Source organism: Stenotrophomonas sp. 01N47 (assembly GCF_056399165.1).
In genome coordinates, this window is sequence record NZ_JBFTQU010000014.1 from 44,964 (window position 1) to 63,945 (window position 18,982).

The following is an 18,982-nucleotide window of genomic DNA, read 5'->3' on the forward strand; positions in this document are numbered from 1 at the left end:
CCATGGCCGAGACCAAGCCCACCGTCATCGTCCGCCGGGTCAAGAAGGCCGGCCACGCCGCCCACCATGGCGGTTCGTGGAAGGTGGCCTATGCCGACTTCGTGACCGCGATGATGGCCTTTTTCCTGGTGCTGTGGCTGATGGCCAGCACCAGCAAGCCCGAGCGCGCAGCCATTTCCGAGTACTTCCGCAACCCCAGCCCGCTGGTCGGCTCCAGCGCGACGCCGGCGCCAGGCATGGCCGGGCCGGGCGGTGCCAGCACCTCGATGATCAAGCTCGGCGGCGCCACCGATGTTTCGCGCGGCAACAGCAACGATCCCTTCCAGAACCAGCAGAAGTCGATACCGCAGCCGGTGGACGAGCAGCAGCGCGACAAGCAGCAGCTGGAAGCGCTGATGAAGGAACTGCAGGAAGCGATCAGCCGCAGCCAGGCGCTGGAACCGTTCAAGGACCAGCTGCTGCTGGACCTGACCCCGGAAGGCCTGCGCATCCAGATCGTGGACAAGCAGAACCGGCCGATGTTCGACCTCGGCAGCGCCACCCTGAAGCCGTACACCCAGCAGATCCTGCACGAGCTGGCCGAGTACCTGAACCACGTGCCGAACCGGATCAGCCTGACCGGCCACACCGACATCACCGCCTATTCGGCCGCACGCGGTTACGGCAACTGGGAACTGAGCGCCGACCGCGCCAATGCCGCGCGCCGCGCGCTGATCGATGGCGGCCTGGAAGACAGCAAGATCACCCGCGTGGTCGGCTTGTCTTCGTCGGTGCTGTTTGACAAGGCCGATCCGCAGAACCCGATCAACCGCCGCATCAGCATCGTGGTGATGACCAAGGCCGCCGAGGAAGCTGCGCTGGCCGGCGCCGGGCCGCAGGTAGGCCTGTCGGCAACCACCGTGGACCCGGACGTGCAGGCCGCGCAGGGGTCAGGAAAGTAATCCGTGGGTGCGGACCCTTGTCCGCACAGCGCTGAACCGGGGTCAGATCCCTTTCCCATGGAAAGGGATCTGACCCCACCTACGCGCGGCCGCTACAATGGCGGTCTTTCCGACTCCAGGTGATCACACCCCCATGTCCCAGTCTTCCAAGGCCAAGCGCGACAAGCGCAAGAAGCAGCAGGCCAAGCGCCCGTTCCTCCGTCTGAACGCCCAGCAGCAGGTGCAGAACCATGCCGTGCTGGTGAACGAGGACGGCCAGGCCGTGGCCGCCATCGGCCTGCAGGGCCGTGAGTGGCTGCTGGCCATCGGTGGCCAGACCATGGGCAACGCCGACAACCCGGTTCCGATGCTGGCCATGCTCAAGCACCTGTCCAACGTGCAGGAAGCCGAAGGCCGCAAGGTCACCCTGGAATATTCCGAGCTGATGCAGAAGCTGCTCGACACCCTGGCCGAAGAAGCGGGCCAGACCGCCGAGGAGTACCTGGACAAGCTGGTGGCCGAGTTCGCCAGCGAGCAGGCTGAAGACGCAGCCGCTGAAGGCGAAGCGTCCGATGAAGCGGCTACGGACACTGCCGGCGCCGAAGGCGCTGCCGACGCCGAGGCCACTCCGGCCGCCGACGCCGACGGCAAGCCGCAGGCCTGATCCGGCGGCGGCGGTGTCGGTCTACGTCGATGACGCGGTGCATCCCTGGCGCGGTCAGCGCTGGGCGCACCTGATGGCCGATACCCTGGCCGAGCTGCACGCGATGGCGGCGCAGCTCGGCATTCCCCCACGAGCCTTCCAGAACAAGGCCAGCGGGGCGCATTACGATGTCACCGCCGAGCTGCGTGCGCAGGCACTCGCGCTGGGCGCGGTAGCCATTTCCCGGCACGCGGATCGCGCACAGGTGAAAGCGGTGATCGCCAACGCCAGGGCGCAGTACCGGCCGTAGGCGGGCACGGGTAGCGCTGGGCCATGCCCGTAGTGGGTGCGGACCTTGGTCCGCACGGTGACTCTCAGAACGGGTCGCTGCCCAGCCGCACTTCCACGTTCAGCAGCGAGCACAGCGCCAGCAAGGCGTCGTCATCGCGGGTCAGCGCCATCCAGCCACTGAAGCCGTCGTTGCCGGCATCCACGCTCCACAGCGTGTAGTTGTGCTCGCGCAGGCGGTCGAAGGCGGTGCTCATCAGCTGCACGCCATCCAGGTCCGCGGCGAAATCCTCGTCGTCCAGGTCGCCACCCCAGTCCAGCTGCAGGTTGAAGCGCGCCGACAGCTCGTTCACCGCCGACTGCAGCGAATCGAAGTCATCACGCTCGACTTCGAAGCCGGACTGCCAGGCGATGGCCGTGAACAGCGCCGGCAGCCAGTCGCTGTCGGCTTCCAGCGGCTGGCCGTCCTCGGACAGATGCTCGCGCCAGCGGTTGAACTGCTGCAGGGCCAGCTCTTCGTCGCCCGGGTTGATCAGCACGAGCAGGTTCCAGACCCGCGCCTCGAAGTCGTCCTCGTCGAAATCGTGGGCGTCTTCCTCGAAGTCGAAATAGTCGCTGTTGTCAGGCATGGCGGAACGTCCTCGGGAGCAGGGGGGCATTCTACGGTTTATCCTGTACTGCTGAAGCCGGCCGTGGTGGCCGTCACTGTGAATGAAGCGATGAGCGATACCCCTCCCGACCACCTGGCGATCAACCCGGCCAGCCCCTTCCACGATGCGCAGGCCCTGGAACGCGGCGTCGGCGTGCGCTTCAACGATGTCGAGCGCGACAACGTCGAGGAATACTCGGTCAGCGAAGGCTGGATCCGCGTGCAGGCCGGCAAGGCTCGTGACCGTCGCGGCAACCCGATGACCATCAAGGTCAAGGGCAAGGTCGAGGCGTATTTCCTGGAACAGAAGCCGGAGTAACCGGCCGTCCCGGGGCGGGGTCAGATCCCTTTCCTGCGGAAAGGGATCTGACCCCGATCGGCATACCGGTCACTCGCGCTTGCGCGATTCCAGCAGGTCGAGGTTGCGGATCAGCCGCCGTGCGATCTCGTCCGACACCACGCCGCGGCGGGTCAGCCGGAACAGTTCCTCGCGTTCGGCATTCAGCCCGGCGCTGCGCAGCTGGCGATAGCCCATCTCCATCCGGTTCACCTTTTCCGGGTCCACGTCCGGGTTGTCGCGGTCCAGATGCCGCTGATACAGCAGGCTCACCCGCGATGCGGCGTCGTTGTACAGCTGCACGTTCTCGGTATTCTGGTTCAGCACCAGCTGCTGGCGCATGCGCTCCACGCCCGCCAACGCAGCCTTCGAGGACAGCTTGCGGGCCAGATCCTCTTCCTTGCGCTCACCCGAATCGGCCGGCAGCTGCAGGCCCTTCAACAGCTGCGGCAGCGCCACGCTGGCGCCGACCAGCGAGCACAGGATCACCGCAGCAGCCAGGAAGATCACCAAGTCGCGTGCCGGGAACGGGCTGCCATCGGGCAGGAACAATGGCAGCGTCAACACGCCAGCCAGGGTGATCGCACCACGCACACCCGCCACCGAGGTGGCCACCACGATGCGCCAGTTCGGTGCCTCGCCACGCTCCAGGCCGCGGCGACGCGCGCGCAGCAGGTTCCAGCGCAGTGACAGCCACACCCACAGCAGGCGCAGCGCGATCAACGTTGCGTTGATCACCAGCACGTACACCAGCAGCCACCACGCGCTCTGGTGGCCGCTCTCGTTCATGGTGGTGGTGGCGCGTTCGACGATGCCCGGCAGCTGCTCGCCCAGCAGCACGAACATGATGCCGTTGAAGCTGAACTGCAGCATGTTCCAGACGCCGGCACGCTGCACGCGCATGCTGCCGGAGACACGGCCGGTCATTTCCACGTAGCTCATCGAAATACCCGCTGCGACCGCAGCGAGGATGCCCGAAGCATTGATCTCTTCGGCCAGCAGGTACGCCGCGAACGGGATCAGCAGGTTGACCAGCATCGCCGCGCCCGGCTCTTCGCCGAAGCGGCGCCACAGCCAGCGCTGGAACGTGGACACACCCAGGGTGACCGCCACGCCGACGGCCAGGCCGGCCACCGCCACCCACACGAAGGTCAGCGAGGCGGTCGCCAACGAGAAGGTACCGGTCATCACTGCCGCTACCGCGAAGCGGAAGCAGACCAGGCCCGAGGCATCGTTGAGCAGCGACTCGCCTTCCAGGATGTGCATCAGGCGCTTGGGAATCGGTGCCTTGGCAGCGATCGCGCCGACCGCCACCGGGTCGGTCGGTGACACGATCGCGGCCAGCGCGAAGCACACCGCCAGCGGCATCACCGGAATCATCCAGTGGATCAGCAGGCCCGCGCCGATCACGGTGAACACCACCAGCCCAAACGCCAGTTCGAGGATCGCGCCCTTGTCGCGGAACAGGCCCTGCTTGGGAATGCGCCAACCATCGAGGAACAGCAGCGGCGGCAGGAACAGCAGGAAGAACACTTCCGGTTCCAGCGCATGACCGCGGTTGAATACCCCGGCGATCACCGCGCCGAGGCCGATCTGCACCAGCGGCAGCGGCAACGAGAATGGCAGGACGCGAACCAGGTAACCGCTGGCGACAACGGCCACCAGCATCGCCAGGACGACTTCGATGGTGTGCATGCTTCTTCCACAGGAGCGGCGCGTGGGGCCGGAAAAACCGGAGTGCGCCGGGGGACGGGAAAAAACTTAACACAGCAGGCCGCCACTGCGGCCAGCCATCTGAATGCGCGTCAGGACCGCGACAGCAAGCGCGGGCCGGTCGAGGCCGGCGTGCTGGCCACGTCGTCATGCAGCACTGTCAACTGGCCCTGCACGTGTCCTTGTGCAGGGCGTTCCAGCCCTGGCAGCAGCGGCGGGGTCATGCCGCGTCCTGAGCGCGGTCGGCACCATCAAAGCGGTAGAGATCCATCGCCAGGAAGCCGGCATCGACACCCGCATCGATGCGCTTGGCACCGAAGCCACCCTCACCCGCCGCACCCATCGCAAAGTACAGCGGCAGCAGATGCTCATCGGTGGGATGCGCACGCTCGGCGAACGGTGCCTGTCGGCGGTAGTCGAACAGGGCATCGCGGTCATTGGCGGCCAGCCGCTGCTCCACCCAGTCGATGAAGGGGCGCACGTAGGGCGCTTGCTTGCCGTCCTGGTAGTGGCCCCAGTCGTGCAGGTTGTGGGTGATGCTGCCCGAACCGATCAGCAGCACGCCCTGTTCGCGCAGCGGCGCCAGCGCACGGCCCAGCGCGAACTGATGCTGCGGGCCCAGCATCGGCTGGACCGAGACCGGCACCACCGGGATGTCGGCCTGCGGGTGCAGCAGGCGCAGCGGCACCCACGCGCCATGGTCGAGGCCACGTTGCGGATCGAGTGCCACCGGCAGGCCTGCGGCGGCGATGCGGCCCGCCACGTCTTCAGCCAACGCCGGATCACCGGGCGCCGGGTACTGCAGCGCGAACAGTTCGCGTGGGAAGCCGCCGAAATCGTGGAGGGTGGGCGGCTGCGGATGGTTGCCGACCAGCGGCTGCCGGGCCAGCCAATGCGCCGAGGCGATGACGATCGCGCGCGGGGTCGGCAGGTCGCGGGCCAGCTCGGCCAGCCGCACGCCGACCTGGCCCGGATGCAGGGCGGTCATCGGCGAGCCGTGGGAGATGTACAGCGAAGGCAGGCGGGACATGATCTTCTCCAATGACAGGAACCAACAGCGGGCCGGGGGACGTTCAGCGCGAACGCAGGGTCCAGCGGCCATCGCCAAGCAGGAACAGCACGACCAGGGCCAGCGCCCAGAACGCCGGGTATTCCCAACCACCGCCAGCGTTGGCGAAGCTGAAACCATTGGCGCCGTGCACCGTCACGATGGTGCCCAGCAACAGCGGCACACCGAGCAGGCCGATCCAGCGCGCGTAGATGCCGAGCAGCAGGGCTGCGGAAATCGCCAGTTCAATGGCGATGGTGAGGTAGCCCAACACTACGGGCAGGCCCAGCGACTCGAAGAAGGCCGCGGTACCTGCCGGAGTGAACACCAGCAGCTTGGTCAGCGCATGGACCAGGAACAACACGCCCAGGGCCAGCCGCAGCAGGGTCGCGGCATACGGGGCGAGCGGAGACAGGGGGGCGGCGGTAGCGTTCATGGGATACCTCGGTAGGGACAGGGCACAGGTTATTGCGCCCTCCATTGCCGATAAATACGATGGATCGACCGTATTTATTTCAGAAGGCGCAACAATGGACACCCTGGATGCCATGCGCGTGTTCGTCGCGGTGGTCGAACGCAACGGCTTCAGCGCCGCCGCACAGGCGCTGGACATGTCCACGGCCGGTGTCACCCGCCAGGTCGCCGCGCTGGAAAAGCGCCTGTCCACCCGCCTGCTCCACCGCACCACCCGCCGGGTCAGCCCGACCAGCGCCGGCGCCGCCTACTACGCGCAGTGCGTGCGCCTGCTGGCCGAGTTCGATGCGCTTGAGGCCAGCATCGGCGCACAGGCGCTGGAGCCGTCCGGCACGCTGCGCATCAACGCACCGGTCAGCTGGGGCATCGCCCGCCTCGGCCCTTTGCTGGCCGGCTACCGCGAGCGCTTCCCGCAGGTCGAGCTGGACCTGGCGCTGTCCGACCGCCTGGTGGACATGGTCGAAGAAGGCTACGACGTGGCCATCCGCATCACCCGCGAACCGGGCCCGAGCCTGATCGCGCGGCGCCTGGGCCAATCGCGGATCAGCCTGTGTGCCGCACCGGCCTACCTGGCCGCACACGGAACACCGCAGGCACCAGAGGATCTGCAGACCCACGCCTGCCTCGGCTACAGCTACTGGGCCGCCGGCGACCACTGGCCACTGCAGGGACCGGGTGGCGAAGTGAAGGTTGCAGTGACCACCCTGCTGCGCGCCAACAATGGCGACGTCCTGCGCGAAGCCGCGATTGCCGGCATGGGCGTGATCCTGCAGCCGGACTTCCTGTTGCACGAGGCGCTGGCCGATGGCCGCCTGGTGCGCATCCTGCCCGGATGGGAAGCTGAGCCGATCGGCATCTTCGCCGTCTACACCAGCCGCAGCCATCTCGCACCGAAGGTGCGCAGCTTCATCGACTACCTGGTGGAAACCGGGGTGTAGGGGATTCGCGCGACTTCCGGTAGTGCCGGCCGCTGGCCGGCATCCGCATGACATCGATTGCCCTCGGCTGCCAGCCAGCGGCCGGCACTACCGGTCAAACGACAACCTCATCCAGCTGCGCGATGATCTTTTCCAGCGGTGCCGGCCGCCCCAGCAGGTAGCCCTGCACCTGGTCGCAACCATGCGCGGCCAGCCAGTCCAGCTGTCCCGGCGTTTCCACGCCCTCGGCGATGATCGTCAGCCCCATGCTGTGGCCCAGCGACAGCAGTGCCCGGCAGATCGACGCGTTGCGGGGATTGGTTTCCACGTCGGCCACAAAACTGCGATCGATCTTCAGGACGTCCAGCGGCAGGTGCTGCAGGTAGGACATGCTCGAGTAGCCGGTACCGAAATCGTCCAGCGACACGCGGATGCCCTGCTCGTGCAGGCGCTGCATGGTCTGCATCGCCTGTGCCGGCTTGCGCATCAGGCTGCTCTCGGTCAGTTCCACGTGCAGTGCACCACGGGCCAGGCCGAAATCCTGCTGCGCGCGGGCAAACTCGGCCACAAGATCGCTGTTGAAGAACTGCACCGCCGACACGTTGACTGCGATCGACAGCTCGCCCCAGCCGGCTTCGACCAGACGCCGCTGCGCCTGTGCCGCTGCGCGGATCACCCAGCGTCCCAACGCCAGGATCAGGCCGGTGTCCTCGCACAACTGGATGAACTCGCTGGGCGGGATGAAGCTGCCATCGGCCTGCGGCCAGCGCAGCAGCGCCTCCAGCGACGCCGGGCTGCCATCGCTGGCGTGCCGGATCGGCTGGAAGTACAGCTGGAATTCGTTGTCGATCGCCGCGTGGATGCGCCCGGCCAGGCGCAGGCGGTCGGCCAGGCGGATGGTCACCGCCGCATCGAACCAGGCCACGACGTTGCCTTCGGCGCGGGCCGCGTGTGCTGCCTGTGCGGCCATGCCGATCGCCTGTTCCGCACTGTGGCCTGCATCGGCGTCACGTACCGCCACACCAATGCGGGGTTCGAACTGGTGCAGCGAATCCTGGCCGCGCATCGGTGCCGAGACGATCTGCAGCAGATCGTCCAGCACGCGCTGGGTATTGTGTTCCGGCGCGATGGCCAGCACGAAATCCTCCGCCGGCTGGAACGCCAGCAGGCCGAAGCGCGCGCCCAGCCCGCCCAGGCGCGAGGCCATCGACTGCAGTACCGCGTCGCCGATCTCACGACCCAGCGTATCGGCCACCAGCTGCAGACCGCGCAGCTGCACATAGGCGATGGTGTAGGCGCCAGCCTGCTCGTCCAGCTGTTCGCTCAGTGCGCGCACGTTGAGCAGGCCGGTGGCCGGGTTGTGCCGTGCGTGATAGGCCAGGTCGCGCTCGTAGGCCAGGCGCTCGCTGACATCCTCGGCCAGCACCAGGCACGCGGGCTGGCCATCGAAATCCAGCTGCGACAGGTGCACGCGCACTTCGAACACACTGCCATCCTTGCGCTGGTGCAGGCGCACCGCAGCGTCCTGCAGTTCACCACTGCGCACCTGCGCGATCGCGCCCTTGACCTCGTCCCAGCCCTCGCGTGGGCGGATGTCGAGGATACTCATCGCCAGGAATTCGTCGCGGCTGTAGCCGTACTGCTGCACGGCCGCCTCGTTGACCTCGATGAAGCGCAAGGTGTCCGGATCGAACACCCAGAACGGCGCGGGGTTGCGATCGAACAGCAGGCGGAAGCGGCGTTCCACCTGGCGCATCTGTTCGCGTGCCTGGTAGCGCTCGCTGAGGTCGGTCAGTGCGCCGATCATGCGCCGCTGCCGATCGACCACCGCTACCCGCTGGCCACGCGCGGCAACCCAGCGCACGGCACCGCCGGGCAGCACCAGACGGAATTCTTCGTCGAGTACAGCGTTGCCGGCGAAGGCCTGATCGAAGGCCTGCTGCATGCGTGCGCTGTCATCGTGGTGCACGCGGGCGAAGAATTCGGCCACCGGCAGCGCATCGGTCTGCACACCGAAGATCTCGCGCGCCAGCGGTGACCAGCGCAGCAGCGCAGCGTCTTCGTCGACATACCAGGTGCATACGCGGCCCACCTGATGGGCCAGGCGCAGCTCGGCGTGGCCGGTGCGCAGCTCTTCGGCCATCGACTGCTGCCGGTGCGTGCTGCGGCGCACCGCGTACAGCAGCACCAGCAGCAGCACCACGTAGGCCAGCATGATGGCGATCGCCGCCTGCAGATACGGCCACCACGGCTTCAGCACATCTTCGTTTGCCAGGCCGACCTGCACCGCCAGTGGACTGCGCTCAAGGGTGCTGATGGTGGAGATGCGCGGTATCTGGTCCACCGCTCCGGGAATGCTGCCCAGCTCGACCACTGCCTGCCGGCCCAGCAGCGTGCGTGCCGGCAGCGTGTAACGGCGGCCGACGGTGCCGTGCGGATCGGGGACACGGGCCAGCATGTAGCCATCGGCGTCGCTGATCGAGGCCAGGCCACTGGGCCCCACATCCAGACCACCCACGATCCGCTGCAGTTCGCCGCAGCGCAGCCGTGCCAGCAGCCAGCGATCGCCAGCCATCGGCAGCGCCAGCGGCACCACCCAGCCACCATCGCTGGCACGCTGCGGCGGCCCGATGTACAGCGCACTTCCCTGCCCCCGTCGCTGCGGATCGGTCCACAGTGGCAGCTGCAGGTCGCCCTTGCCGGCGGTCAGGGCGCGGCCATAAGTATCGAGCACGACGATGCTGTGCAGTTCAGCGTGCCGGCGCAGCACGCCGGCTATGGCGGCGTCCAGCAGCCCAGGCGCCTGCGCAGGCACCGTGCGGAACAGCTCGGCCGCATCGGCGGCGATGCCGGCCATCGCCCGTTCCAGGTTGCGCAGCTCCAGTGCCAGCAGGCGCTCGCTGCCTATCGCCAGCGCCCGGCTCTGCCGCTGCGCGGCTTCCAGCCGGCGCTGGTAATCGTTGGCCAGCATCGCGGCCAGGCCTGCCGCCAGCAGCACGCCCAGCACCACGCCGCCCCAGGTAATGGCACGCAACGGCCGGGCCAGCGCGTGTCTCAGCGCCGGCATCGGTCGGTCTTCCCTGTGCAGTCGGCTGGCTTCATGCGCGAACGATTCCTCCACATCCCCGACCTCAACGGCCGGCGGACGCCATTCTTGACGCCTCGACCCGTCCTGCATGCGCCCTCCCCCGGGTGCTGCAGACATCCAGCCCGCAGCATGCACCACGCCGGTGACCGCGTGAAGATCGCTGCGGCGTGTTCAGCCAGATCACGCACAGTGCTGGCCCTGTCGAGCACGTCCAGCCGGCCCGCAGCGGATTAGACTTGGAGTTTTCCGCCGCAAGAGAAGTCCATGTCCAAGCTGCGCCGCCCCACCCTGGCACTGGCCATCGTTGCCAGCCTGTCCCTGGCCGCCTGCGACCGCCCGGCCGATCCGGCCGCCGGCACCGCCGCACCGGCCGAGGCGACACCCGCTGCCGCCAAGCCGATGCTGGGCAGCTTTGGTTTCGATGCCAGTGGCATGGACCGCAGCATCGCCGCCGGTGACGACTTCTTCGGTTTCGCCAACGGCAGCTGGGTGAAGAACACCGAGATTCCGGCCGACCGCTCGCGCTTCGGCAGCTTCAACGTGATTGCCGAGAAGACCCAGGCCGACACCCGCGCGATCCTGGAAGGCGCTGCCGGCAACGCCCAGGCCAGCGGCGAAGACAAGCTGATCGGCGACTACTACGCCGCCTACATGGACGAGGCCGGCATCGAGCAGCGCGGCCTGGCACCGGTGCAGCCGCAGCTGAAGAACATCGATGCGATCGCCGACAAGGCCGGCCTGGCCCGCGCCCTCGGCGGCGACGTGCGCGCCGACGTCGACCTGCTCAATGCCACCAACTTCTACACCGACCGCCTGTTCGGCCTGTGGGTGTCGGTGGACCTGCTGCAGCCGGACCGTACCGCGCCGTACCTGGTGCAGGGCGGCCTGGGCATGCCGGACCGCGATTTCTACCTGGGCGGTGGCCGCATGGCCGACCTGCGCAAGCAGTACCAGGCCTACATCGCGCAGGTGCTGCAGCTGGCCGGCGTGGCCGACCCGGCCGGCAAGGCGCAGCGCATCCTCGCCCTGGAAACGAAGATCGCCCAGGCGCATGCCACGCAGGAAGAAACCAATGACGTGACCAAGGGCGCCAACCCCTGGACCCAGGCCGACTTCAACGCCAAGGCCCCGGGCATGGACTGGGCCGCGTTCCTGGACGCCTCAAAGCTTGGCCAGCAGCAGGACTTCATCGTGTGGCAGCCCAAGGCCGTGGCCGGCCTGTCCAAGCTGGTGGCCACCGAGCCGCTGGATGCCTGGAAGGACTACATAACCTTCCACGCGCTGGACCGCGCCGCTGCCTACCTGCCGAAGAAGTTCGCCGATGCGCGCTTCGCCTTCCACGGCACCGCGCTGAGCGGTACGCCGCAGCAGAGCGACCGCTGGAAGCGTGCCGTGGATGACGCCAACCATGCCGTCGGCGAGGCCATCGGCAAGCGTTACGTCGAAAAGCACTTCGATGCCAAGACCAAGGAACGTGCCGACGAGATGGCGAAGAACATCATCGCCGCCTTCGCCAAGCGCATCGATGCACTGGCCTGGATGTCACCGCAGACCAAGGCCAGCGCCAAGGCCAAGGTGGCCGGCCTCACCGTGGGCATGGGCTATCCGGACAAGTGGCGCGACTACACCGGCCTGGACATCCGTCGTGATGATCCGCTGGGCAATGCGCAGCGCGCCGAGCTGTTCGAGTACCAGCGCAACATCGCCAAGCTGGGCAAGCCGGTCGACCACAGCGAGTGGGCGATGCTGCCGCAGACCATCAATGCGATGAACGTGCCGCTGGAAAACCGCCTGGTGTTCCCGGCGGCGATCCTGCAGCCGCCGTTCTTTGACGGTGCCGCCGACGACGCGGTGAACTACGGTGCGATCGGCGCGGTGATCGGCCACGAGATCAGCCACGGCTTCGACAACGCGGGCGCGTTGTTTGACGACACCGGCAAACTGCACAACTGGTGGACGGCCGAAGACCTCAAGCAGTTCAACGCAGCGGGCGATGCGCTGGCCGCACAGTTCAGCAGCTACGAGCCGTTCGCCGGCGTGCACGTCAACGGCAAGCTGACGCTGGGCGAGAACATCGCCGATGTCGCCGGCCTGGGTACCGCCTACGATGCCTACCAGCTGTCGCTGCAGGGCAAGCCGGGCCAGACCCTGGAAGGTTTCACCCCGGACCAGCGCTTCTTCCTCGGCTTCGCCCAGGCCTGGCGCAGCAAGAGCCGCGAGCAGGCGCTGCGCAATTCGCTGCTGACCGACGTGCATGCACCGGGCCAGTTCCGCGCGTTGACGGTGCGCAACATCGACGCCTGGTACCCGGCGTTTGAAGTGAAGGAAGGCCAGAAGCTGTACCTGGCCCCGGACAAGCGGGTCAAGGTGTGGTGATGTAACGCAGACGGGCGCCGAAAGGCGCCCGTTTTATTTCCATGGGTAGACGCCAACCTTGGTTGGCGTTCTTCCGGCATCCACGCATCGCATGGATGGGCACCGCGGCAAGGCGCGCCGACCAAGGTCGGCGCCTACCGGGGCAATGCCGGCCACTCGCGCAACGATTCCACCGGCACGCCCACGCGGGCGCAGGCGCGGCTCGCCAGGCCGTCGGGCAGCGCGCGGCGGAACAGCGGCGCCATGCCCTGCATCAGCTTCGCCGAAGCTGCGGCCTGCGCACGCTGGCGCGTGCTGCGCTCGAGCATGCCCTCGGCCCAGTCCGGCAACAGCGCGGCACCGGCACCGAGGAATATCTCGCGCGACAGGCCGGGCACCGGTACAGGCAGCCGCACGCCGGACAGCACCTGCAACACTTCGCGTGAGCGTTCGTCCACCACCAGCTCCGGCTGCCGCGCGCAGAAATACGCATCCACTTCCGCTGCACTGCGTGGTACGTCCACCGCGCCAAGCGCTTCGGCCACGCAGCGGTACTCGTCGTAATAGCGGTCGGCGATCGCGGCAGGCACCTCGCGCCCGTAGCGACGATAGCCCTGCAGGAAGCCGTAGGCCTCGGTCACGTGCACCCACGTCAGCAGGTGCGGATCATCGGCGGCATACGGCTCGCCCTGCGCGGTATGCCCGCGGATCTGTGCGTGGATGCGCCGCACCTTGGCCACCAGCGCTTCCACCTCGCGCGCCGGCGCGTAGCTGGTGCCGGCCACGAAGGCAGTGGTGCGGCGCAGGCGGCCGACCAGGTCCTGGCGGAAATTGGAATGATCGTAGACACCGGCCAGCGCGCGCGGATGCAGCGTCTGCAGCATCAGGGCACACAGACCGCCGGCCAGCATCGAGGGCAGCTCAGCGTGCATCCGCCAGGTCACGCTGTCCGGCCCGAACCAGCCGGGATCGCCCAGTGGATGGTCGTAGTCGATGCCGCTCTGGCCACGCGGAAACGCATCCAGGACCCAGCGCCGGATCGGCGCGGTGACGGGGCGGGAAAGACGGTGCAGCAACGGCGGCATCATGGGTCCAGATCGGCGGAGGGGCGGACCGCGTCCTGCGCGGTCCACCCCGATTCTGGTCGATCACGACCGGCACAGCGAGCCCACCCGCTCAGCGTCGGTTTCATGTGCGTGCGCAGCACGTTTCACCCTGCGACATCTTGTCGCAGGCCACGCGAGCAATGTTGCGTCGCACCAATATTCACCTGTTCAGACAGAACCCTTGTGCCGCGTGGCCTTGAGGCCATTGCACCGCTCGCTGGAAGTGCTAGAACTGAACCTGCCACACCGTCCACTGCAGATCGCCGCACGTTCCACCAAGGAGCCAGCCATGATTGCTTTGTTCAAGGGTTTGGGATTACTGCTTCGCGACAACGAGCTCTACAGCAGCCCGTTCGAAAAACAGGTCGCGCACTGGCGCACCCTCAGCGAACAGCAGATCCGCGATGAAGTGGCGGTGCTGGCCCAGGCCAAGTGCCAATGGCTGATCACTTCGATCGTCGGATGGCAGGCGGCTTCGCTGCTGATCCTCGGCCTGATCACCAATTACCTGTGGCGCGACGACTACCACATCACCTTCACCCGCGTGGTCGTGGTGTTCGGCTCATGGATCTCGATCCTGTTCGTGATCTGGTTCATGGCCAACATGTTCGACCGCACAGCGGGCTTCGAACGCTGGATGAAGGCCTTCAACAGCCGCGCCCGCATCACCTCCAAGGCCGACAGCGTCGAGCACGTGGCCGAAGCGCTGGACCTGGCTGAACACTATCCGGAAGTGCTGGACTACAAGCAGGCGGTCACCGCCAAGCGCGAGCTGCGCCACGAGGACATCCGCATCATGACCGAGATCGGGCGCATGAAGCAGCATTCCGAACTGGTGGGTCGCCTGAATCATGTCGGTGAAACCGAACACCATCACGACATGACGCTGCAGCCGGCTTACTGAGCCGAACGCAATCCGGGGGGAGCCACAATGCCACCGTGCTCAGTCACGGTGGCATTGTTCTTTCTGCACGTCGCTGACGCACTGGCGGAAGTCCTTGGGCAGGCCGCTGACCTGCTCGGTCTTGCCTGCGGCCACCGCGAACCGGCGCAGCGGCGGCGTCGCGCAAGCGGTGTCGGTGCTGCAGCCCGGCACCAGCACCAGGTAATGGCATTGGCCACTGCTGCTGGCGATGCATTCGAAACGCGCCACGCCATCGACCACCGTGCTCTTGCTGTACAGCGTGTCCACGCCATTGGCATTGGTGCGGGTGATCGACGTGTTGCTGGACTTTTCGCAGCCGGCGATGGCCAACACGGCGACAACTACAAGCAGGATACGGCGCATGTTCGTTCCTCGGTCGATGGCAATGGCTGCGGCTACATGCCGCGGAACAGGCTCATGAACGGCTGGCTGACCACCAGGGTTTCGGCACGCTGGCGCAGGCGCAGCACGCCACGGCCGGTATCGTCGCGGCTGACGGCTGCCACCGCCTTCATGTTGACGATGGTGGAGCGATGTACCTGACGGAAGTGCAGCGGATCGAGCACTTCCAGCAGCTCGCGCAGCGGTGTGCGCAGCAGGCTTTCGCCGGCGGCAGTGACCACGGTGGTGTACTTGTTGTCAGCACGGAAATAGATCACATCGTCGAGCATGATCAGCTGCGTATCGCGGCCATTGCTGGCGGTGATCCAGGCCAGGGGCGGCCGATCATTGGCGGCCGGGCCTGCACCCAGACGCTGCAGCAGGCGCTCCAGCACCGCATCGTCCTGGCGCGTGGATGGCAGCCGCGAAAGAATGCGATCGCGCGTGGCCAGCAGCCGTTCGTCACTGACCGGCTTGAGCAGGTAATCCATCGCGCCCTGCTCGAAGGCATCGATGGCGTACTGGTCGTAGGCGGTGACGAACACCACCTGCGTGCGCGGGCTCAGTTCGGCCAATGACCGCGCCACTTCGATGCCGCTGATGCCGGGCATGCGGATGTCGAGGAAGGCGATGTCCGGCTGCTTCTCGGCCAGCTGTTCCAGCGCACTGGCACCGTCCTCGCATTCGGCCACCAGCTTCAGCTCCGGCCACAGCCGCCCGAGCTGCTCGACCAGCGAATGCCGCAGCAGCTCCTCGTCTTCGGCAATCAGCGCTTCAAGCGGCATGGCTGGGCTCCTTGGCCGACTGCGGCAGGGTCATGGTAGCGGCTACACCACTGGGGAAATTGGCGACGATCGCCACTCCGGCCTGCTCGCCGCAGGTCAGCCGCAGGCGCTCGCGCAGGTTCTTCAGGCCGATGCCGGTGCCGCTGGTGCCCTGTCCGAAACCGAGCCCATCGTCGGCGACCGTCACGGTGACATGGTCATCGAAACCACGCGCGAGGATCCAGATCGTGCCGCCGCCGGGCTTGGGTTCCAGGCCGTGCTTGATCGCATTCTCGACCAGGGTCTGCAGCGCCATCGCCGGCATCTTCACTTCGTGCAGCTCGGTAGGCACCTGCACTTCCACCGCCAGCCGTGCGCCCATGCGGATGCGCAGGATTTCCAGATAGGCGCGGGTACGTTCCAGCTCCACGCCCAGCGTGGAAACCGATTCATCCACCTGCGGCAGCGAACTGCGCAGGTACTGGATCAGGTGGCCGAGCATCTGCTCGGCGCGCGCCGGGTCGGTGCGGGTCAGCACCTGTGCATTGGCCAGCGAGTTGTACAGGAAGTGCGGCTCGACCTGCGCGTGCAGCAGGTTCAAGCGCGCGACCGACAGTTCCTTTTCCACCTGGGTCTGTTCGGCAGCGGCCTGCTCGTCGCGGCGCTGGTCGGCCACGCGGCGGCTGATCGCTCGGGTCACCGCTTCGGCGTTCTCATAGTTGCTGCCTTCATCCAGTGCCAACAGATCGGCCCACCAGCCGGCGTCCGGTTCGAACAGCAGGGTCACCGTGCTGGTGCCCTGCCCCGGCGTTACCGTGGCCAGCACGCTGTTGCGTTTGATCGCCAGCCGCGCCGGCAGGTTCCAGCGCGACGGTTGCCGGCCGTTCCACAGGTCGACGCGCCGCACATAGGCACGTACCTGCAGACTGCCGGCAGAACTCTCCACCTCTTCCACCCGCGGCAGTTCGCCGACGGCAGCCTCGACCACTGCGAAGGCCTGGCCGGCATCCATCGGCAGTTCGATCTGCCGGCGCTGGCGGCCCGACAACGTGGCGCCATCGAGGCGACCGGCCACCAGCCAGACCCGGCGCACGTGGGTGATCGCGCTGCCCAGCGCGGAAATCATCAGGAACATCACCAGCAGCCCGAATACCCAGCCCGGGCCGTCGTTCATGCCGCTGAAGATGCCACTCCAGACCATGCCGGCAACGAACAGCGCCGCGGCCCAGGCCAGCAGATGACGGATGATGAGGGAGAAGCTGGCGATCACGGCGGCGCCTTGGTGGAAGGGGTGAGCCGAGCATAGAGCGGCCCTTCGGGCAAACAAGCGATGTGCGACGAAGGCCGGGAAAGGGTGGATGGAACCGGTTCTGGTAGTGCCGGCCGCTGGCCGGCTCCCCATTGCTTCCGGAAGCATCACCGGGTTGCCGGCCAGCGGCCGGCACTACCAGGCATCACACGATTGCCGGCCAGCGGCCGGCAACCGGGGAGGCGCCGGGCGAACCCGGCGCATTCCCTTACTTGCGCTGGTCGGCGCTGGCGTCACGCACGGCGCGGAACGCCTCGTCCTTGCTCCAGTTCGGCCAGCTGCGCGAGTTGGCCAACTGGTTGCCCAGGGTGTACAGCACTTCCAGGTCGCGGGCGGCGCCTGCAAACACCCAGTCCGGCTGCCACTCGTCGCCCTGCTGGTGGTAACGCTTGGCGGTGTAGTCCTCGGACGCCTTCTTGCCCGCCGCGACGCCACCGTCCACCCAGTCCTGCCCGGCCGACCAGGACAGCGCGGGCACGCCACGCTTGGCGAACGGGAAGTGGTCGGAGCGGAAGAACAGGCCGGCCTCCGGCTTCGGGTCCGGCGTGTAGCGGATGTCCCAGCCCTTGGCCACGTCCTTCAGCTGGTCCAGCAGCTCGAAGCGCGCCGCGCCGTAGATGCCGAAATCGCGCGACGGGCCGAACGGCGCCATGCCGTCCATGTTGATCATCGCCACGGTCTTTTCCAGCGGGTACAGCGGGTGCGTTGCGTAGTACTCCGAACCCAGCAGGCCCTTCTCCTCGGCAGTTACCGCCAGGAACACGACCGAACGCTGCGGACGCGGTGCCTTGGCGAAGCCACGCGCCAGTTCGATCAGCGAGGCGGTGCCGCTGGCGTTGTCCAGCGCGCCGTTGAAGATGCGGTCGCCGCGTGCGTCGGGCTCGCCCACGCCGATGTGGTCCCAATGCGCGCTGTAGATGACGGTCTCGTCCGGATGCGTGCTGCCTTCCAGGCGCGCGGCCACGTTGTGCGAGGTGATCACTTCGGTCTTCACCGCGTACTTCGCATCCAGGCTGGCGCCGGTCAGCGGCACCGGGGTGAAGTCGCGCTGCTGCGCCTTCTTCTTCAGCGCCTCGAAATCCTGCCCGGCCGAGCGGAACAGTTCGACCGCCAGATCGCGCTGGATCCAGCCTTCCAGCAGCGGATGACTGTCAGCCGGATTGTCGCGCACCACGTCGAACATGGTGTTGGTGTTGGAGCCGGCCACCGTGGCCCAGCCATACGACGCCGGGGCGGTCTCATGCACGATCAGCACGCCGAGTGCGCCCTGGCGTGCGCCTTCTTCGTACTTGTACGGCCAACGGCCATACCAGGTCATGCCCTTGCCGTCGAAGTCGCCCTTGCCGGTTTCGAAGTCCGGGTCGTTGATCAGCACGACGGCGATCTTGCCCTTCAGGTCCACGCCCTTGAAGTCGTCCCAGTTGCGCTCTGCTGCCTTCACGCCATAGCCGAGGAACACCAACGGTGCCTTGCTGATGTCCACGCTGGTCGCACCGTTCATGGCTGCACGCACGGCGATCTGCTTGCCCTGCTCCAGCGCGATGGTCTTGCCGCCCTGCTGCAGCGACAGCTGCGGGGTGCCGACGATGTCGCCCTTGCGCAGCGGCACGGCCTGGGTCCAAAGGCGCTTGCCGTCCTTCAGGTCGCCGCCGGGCTGCAGGCCGGCGTCGGCGAACTGCTTGCTGAGGAAGGCGATGGTCTTCTGTTCGCCGGCGGTGGCCGGGGAGCGGCCTTCGTAGGCGTCGGAGGCCAGTTCCTTGACGTCGGCGGAGATCCGCGCGCCATCGAATTTCGGGGTGGCCGCCATCAGTGCGCTCGACACCGACAGGGCCAGCACGCCCAGTACTACTCGCTTCATTGCTCTCTCCAGCAGGGAAATCGTTCTGGAGTGTAAGGGGTAAGGGGTTCGGCAGGGCTGCGCCCTGCACCCGCCGAAACAACGGCAACGGCCGGAGCAACAACGGTATTCCGTGGGATGGCGGGGTGGGTCCGGTTGCGGGAGACGCCGTAAACCCATCCTTGGGGGCTTGGCCGCGGCATCCATGCCGCGGACACTCCCGCAACC

General features: G+C 67.1%; 18 protein-coding genes. 7 read left to right on the top strand and 11 right to left on the bottom strand.

Annotated features, from left to right (window positions below):
- Nucleotides 1–2 precede the first annotated feature (2 nt).
- The 3 genes from motB to AC1DKR_RS19950 all read left to right on the top strand — a co-directional run bounded on the left by motB (nt 3) and on the right by AC1DKR_RS19950 (nt 1,873).
- Nucleotides 3–941 (top strand): flagellar motor protein MotB, encoded by a 939-nt coding sequence (gene motB / locus AC1DKR_RS19940; protein WP_059065863.1) that lies wholly within the window; start codon nt 3–5, stop codon nt 939–941.
- Between the two features lie 133 nt (nt 942–1,074).
- The gene (locus AC1DKR_RS19945) at nt 1,075–1,584 is read left to right on the top strand and encodes a hypothetical protein (RefSeq protein WP_478034709.1); all 510 of its coding nucleotides are present in this window, start codon (nt 1,075–1,077) and stop codon (nt 1,582–1,584) included.
- Between the two features lie 13 nt (nt 1,585–1,597).
- Nucleotides 1,598–1,873, top strand: coding sequence for a DUF4031 domain-containing protein (locus AC1DKR_RS19950; protein ID WP_223494123.1), 276 nt, complete (start codon nt 1,598–1,600; stop codon nt 1,871–1,873).
- A gap of 64 nt (nt 1,874–1,937) precedes the next feature.
- Here AC1DKR_RS19950 and AC1DKR_RS19955 read toward each other — a convergent pair whose 3' ends face one another.
- Nucleotides 1,938–2,480 (bottom strand): DUF6630 family protein, encoded by a 543-nt coding sequence (locus AC1DKR_RS19955; protein ID WP_025878402.1) that lies wholly within the window; start codon nt 2,478–2,480, stop codon nt 1,938–1,940.
- A gap of 90 nt (nt 2,481–2,570) precedes the next feature.
- On the opposite strand from AC1DKR_RS19955, the gene AC1DKR_RS19960 reads away from it, so the two are divergent.
- Nucleotides 2,571–2,819: a DUF3297 family protein gene (locus AC1DKR_RS19960; protein WP_025878401.1), complete on the top strand. Its 249-nt coding sequence runs from the start codon at nt 2,571–2,573 to the stop codon at nt 2,817–2,819.
- A 69-nt stretch (nt 2,820–2,888) separates the two neighbouring features.
- On the opposite strand, the gene AC1DKR_RS19965 is transcribed toward AC1DKR_RS19960, so the two are convergent.
- The 4 genes from AC1DKR_RS19965 to AC1DKR_RS19980 form a co-directional block, all read right to left on the bottom strand.
- A complete protein-coding gene (locus tag AC1DKR_RS19965; RefSeq protein ID WP_025878400.1) occupies nt 2,889–4,532 on the bottom strand; it encodes a Na+/H+ antiporter in 1,644 nt (547 codons plus the stop codon).
- Nucleotides 4,533–4,642: 110 nt separating this feature from the next.
- Nucleotides 4,643–4,774: a hypothetical protein gene (locus AC1DKR_RS19970; RefSeq protein ID WP_312787091.1), complete on the bottom strand. Its 132-nt coding sequence runs from the start codon at nt 4,772–4,774 to the stop codon at nt 4,643–4,645.
- The gene (locus AC1DKR_RS19975; protein ID WP_363729607.1) at nt 4,771–5,580 is read right to left on the bottom strand and encodes a dioxygenase family protein; all 810 of its coding nucleotides are present in this window, start codon (nt 5,578–5,580) and stop codon (nt 4,771–4,773) included. Before AC1DKR_RS19975 ends, AC1DKR_RS19970 begins: the two co-directional genes overlap by 4 nt.
- A 43-nt stretch (nt 5,581–5,623) precedes the next feature.
- The gene (locus AC1DKR_RS19980) at nt 5,624–6,034 is read right to left on the bottom strand and encodes a DoxX family protein (protein ID WP_478034716.1); all 411 of its coding nucleotides are present in this window, start codon (nt 6,032–6,034) and stop codon (nt 5,624–5,626) included.
- Nucleotides 6,035–6,128: 94 nt separating this feature from the next.
- On the opposite strand from AC1DKR_RS19980, the gene AC1DKR_RS19985 reads away from it, so the two are divergent.
- The gene (locus AC1DKR_RS19985) at nt 6,129–7,010 is read left to right on the top strand and encodes a LysR family transcriptional regulator (RefSeq protein WP_025878397.1); all 882 of its coding nucleotides are present in this window, start codon (nt 6,129–6,131) and stop codon (nt 7,008–7,010) included.
- Between the two features lie 94 nt (nt 7,011–7,104).
- Here AC1DKR_RS19985 and AC1DKR_RS19990 read toward each other — a convergent pair whose 3' ends face one another.
- On the bottom strand, nt 7,105–10,167 hold the full coding sequence (locus AC1DKR_RS19990; protein WP_447944559.1) for a bifunctional diguanylate cyclase/phosphodiesterase: 3,063 nt from the start codon (nt 10,165–10,167) through the stop codon (nt 7,105–7,107).
- Between the two features lie 174 nt (nt 10,168–10,341).
- Here AC1DKR_RS19990 and AC1DKR_RS19995 point away from each other — a divergent pair, with 174 nt between their 5' ends.
- On the top strand, nt 10,342–12,453 hold the full coding sequence (locus AC1DKR_RS19995; RefSeq protein WP_478034720.1) for a M13 family metallopeptidase: 2,112 nt from the start codon (nt 10,342–10,344) through the stop codon (nt 12,451–12,453).
- Between the two features lie 134 nt (nt 12,454–12,587).
- Here the strand turns inward: AC1DKR_RS19995 and AC1DKR_RS20000 are convergent, their stop codons facing one another.
- Nucleotides 12,588–13,517 carry an oxygenase MpaB family protein gene (locus tag AC1DKR_RS20000; protein ID WP_025878394.1) on the bottom strand — a complete coding sequence of 310 codons (930 nt, stop codon included), beginning with the start codon at nt 13,515–13,517 and terminating at the stop codon, nt 12,588–12,590.
- A gap of 310 nt (nt 13,518–13,827) precedes the next feature.
- On the opposite strand from AC1DKR_RS20000, the gene AC1DKR_RS20005 reads away from it, so the two are divergent.
- The gene (locus tag AC1DKR_RS20005) at nt 13,828–14,442 is read left to right on the top strand and encodes a hypothetical protein (RefSeq protein ID WP_033832034.1); all 615 of its coding nucleotides are present in this window, start codon (nt 13,828–13,830) and stop codon (nt 14,440–14,442) included.
- A 39-nt stretch (nt 14,443–14,481) separates the two neighbouring features.
- On the opposite strand, the gene AC1DKR_RS20010 is transcribed toward AC1DKR_RS20005, so the two are convergent.
- The 4 genes from AC1DKR_RS20010 to AC1DKR_RS20025 form a co-directional block, all read right to left on the bottom strand.
- A complete protein-coding gene (locus AC1DKR_RS20010) occupies nt 14,482–14,826 on the bottom strand; it encodes a hypothetical protein (RefSeq protein ID WP_478034726.1) in 345 nt (114 codons plus the stop codon).
- A 32-nt stretch (nt 14,827–14,858) separates the two neighbouring features.
- Nucleotides 14,859–15,629, bottom strand: coding sequence for a LytR/AlgR family response regulator transcription factor (locus AC1DKR_RS20015; RefSeq protein WP_033830239.1), 771 nt, complete (start codon nt 15,627–15,629; stop codon nt 14,859–14,861).
- A complete protein-coding gene (locus AC1DKR_RS20020) occupies nt 15,619–16,878 on the bottom strand; it encodes a sensor histidine kinase (RefSeq protein WP_032977067.1) in 1,260 nt (419 codons plus the stop codon). The genes AC1DKR_RS20015 and AC1DKR_RS20020 overlap by 11 nt, the downstream gene beginning before the upstream one ends.
- A 247-nt stretch (nt 16,879–17,125) precedes the next feature.
- Nucleotides 17,126–18,775 (bottom strand): M28 family metallopeptidase, encoded by a 1,650-nt coding sequence (locus AC1DKR_RS20025; protein ID WP_033830238.1) that lies wholly within the window; start codon nt 18,773–18,775, stop codon nt 17,126–17,128.
- Between the last annotated feature and the right edge of the window lie 207 nt (nt 18,776–18,982).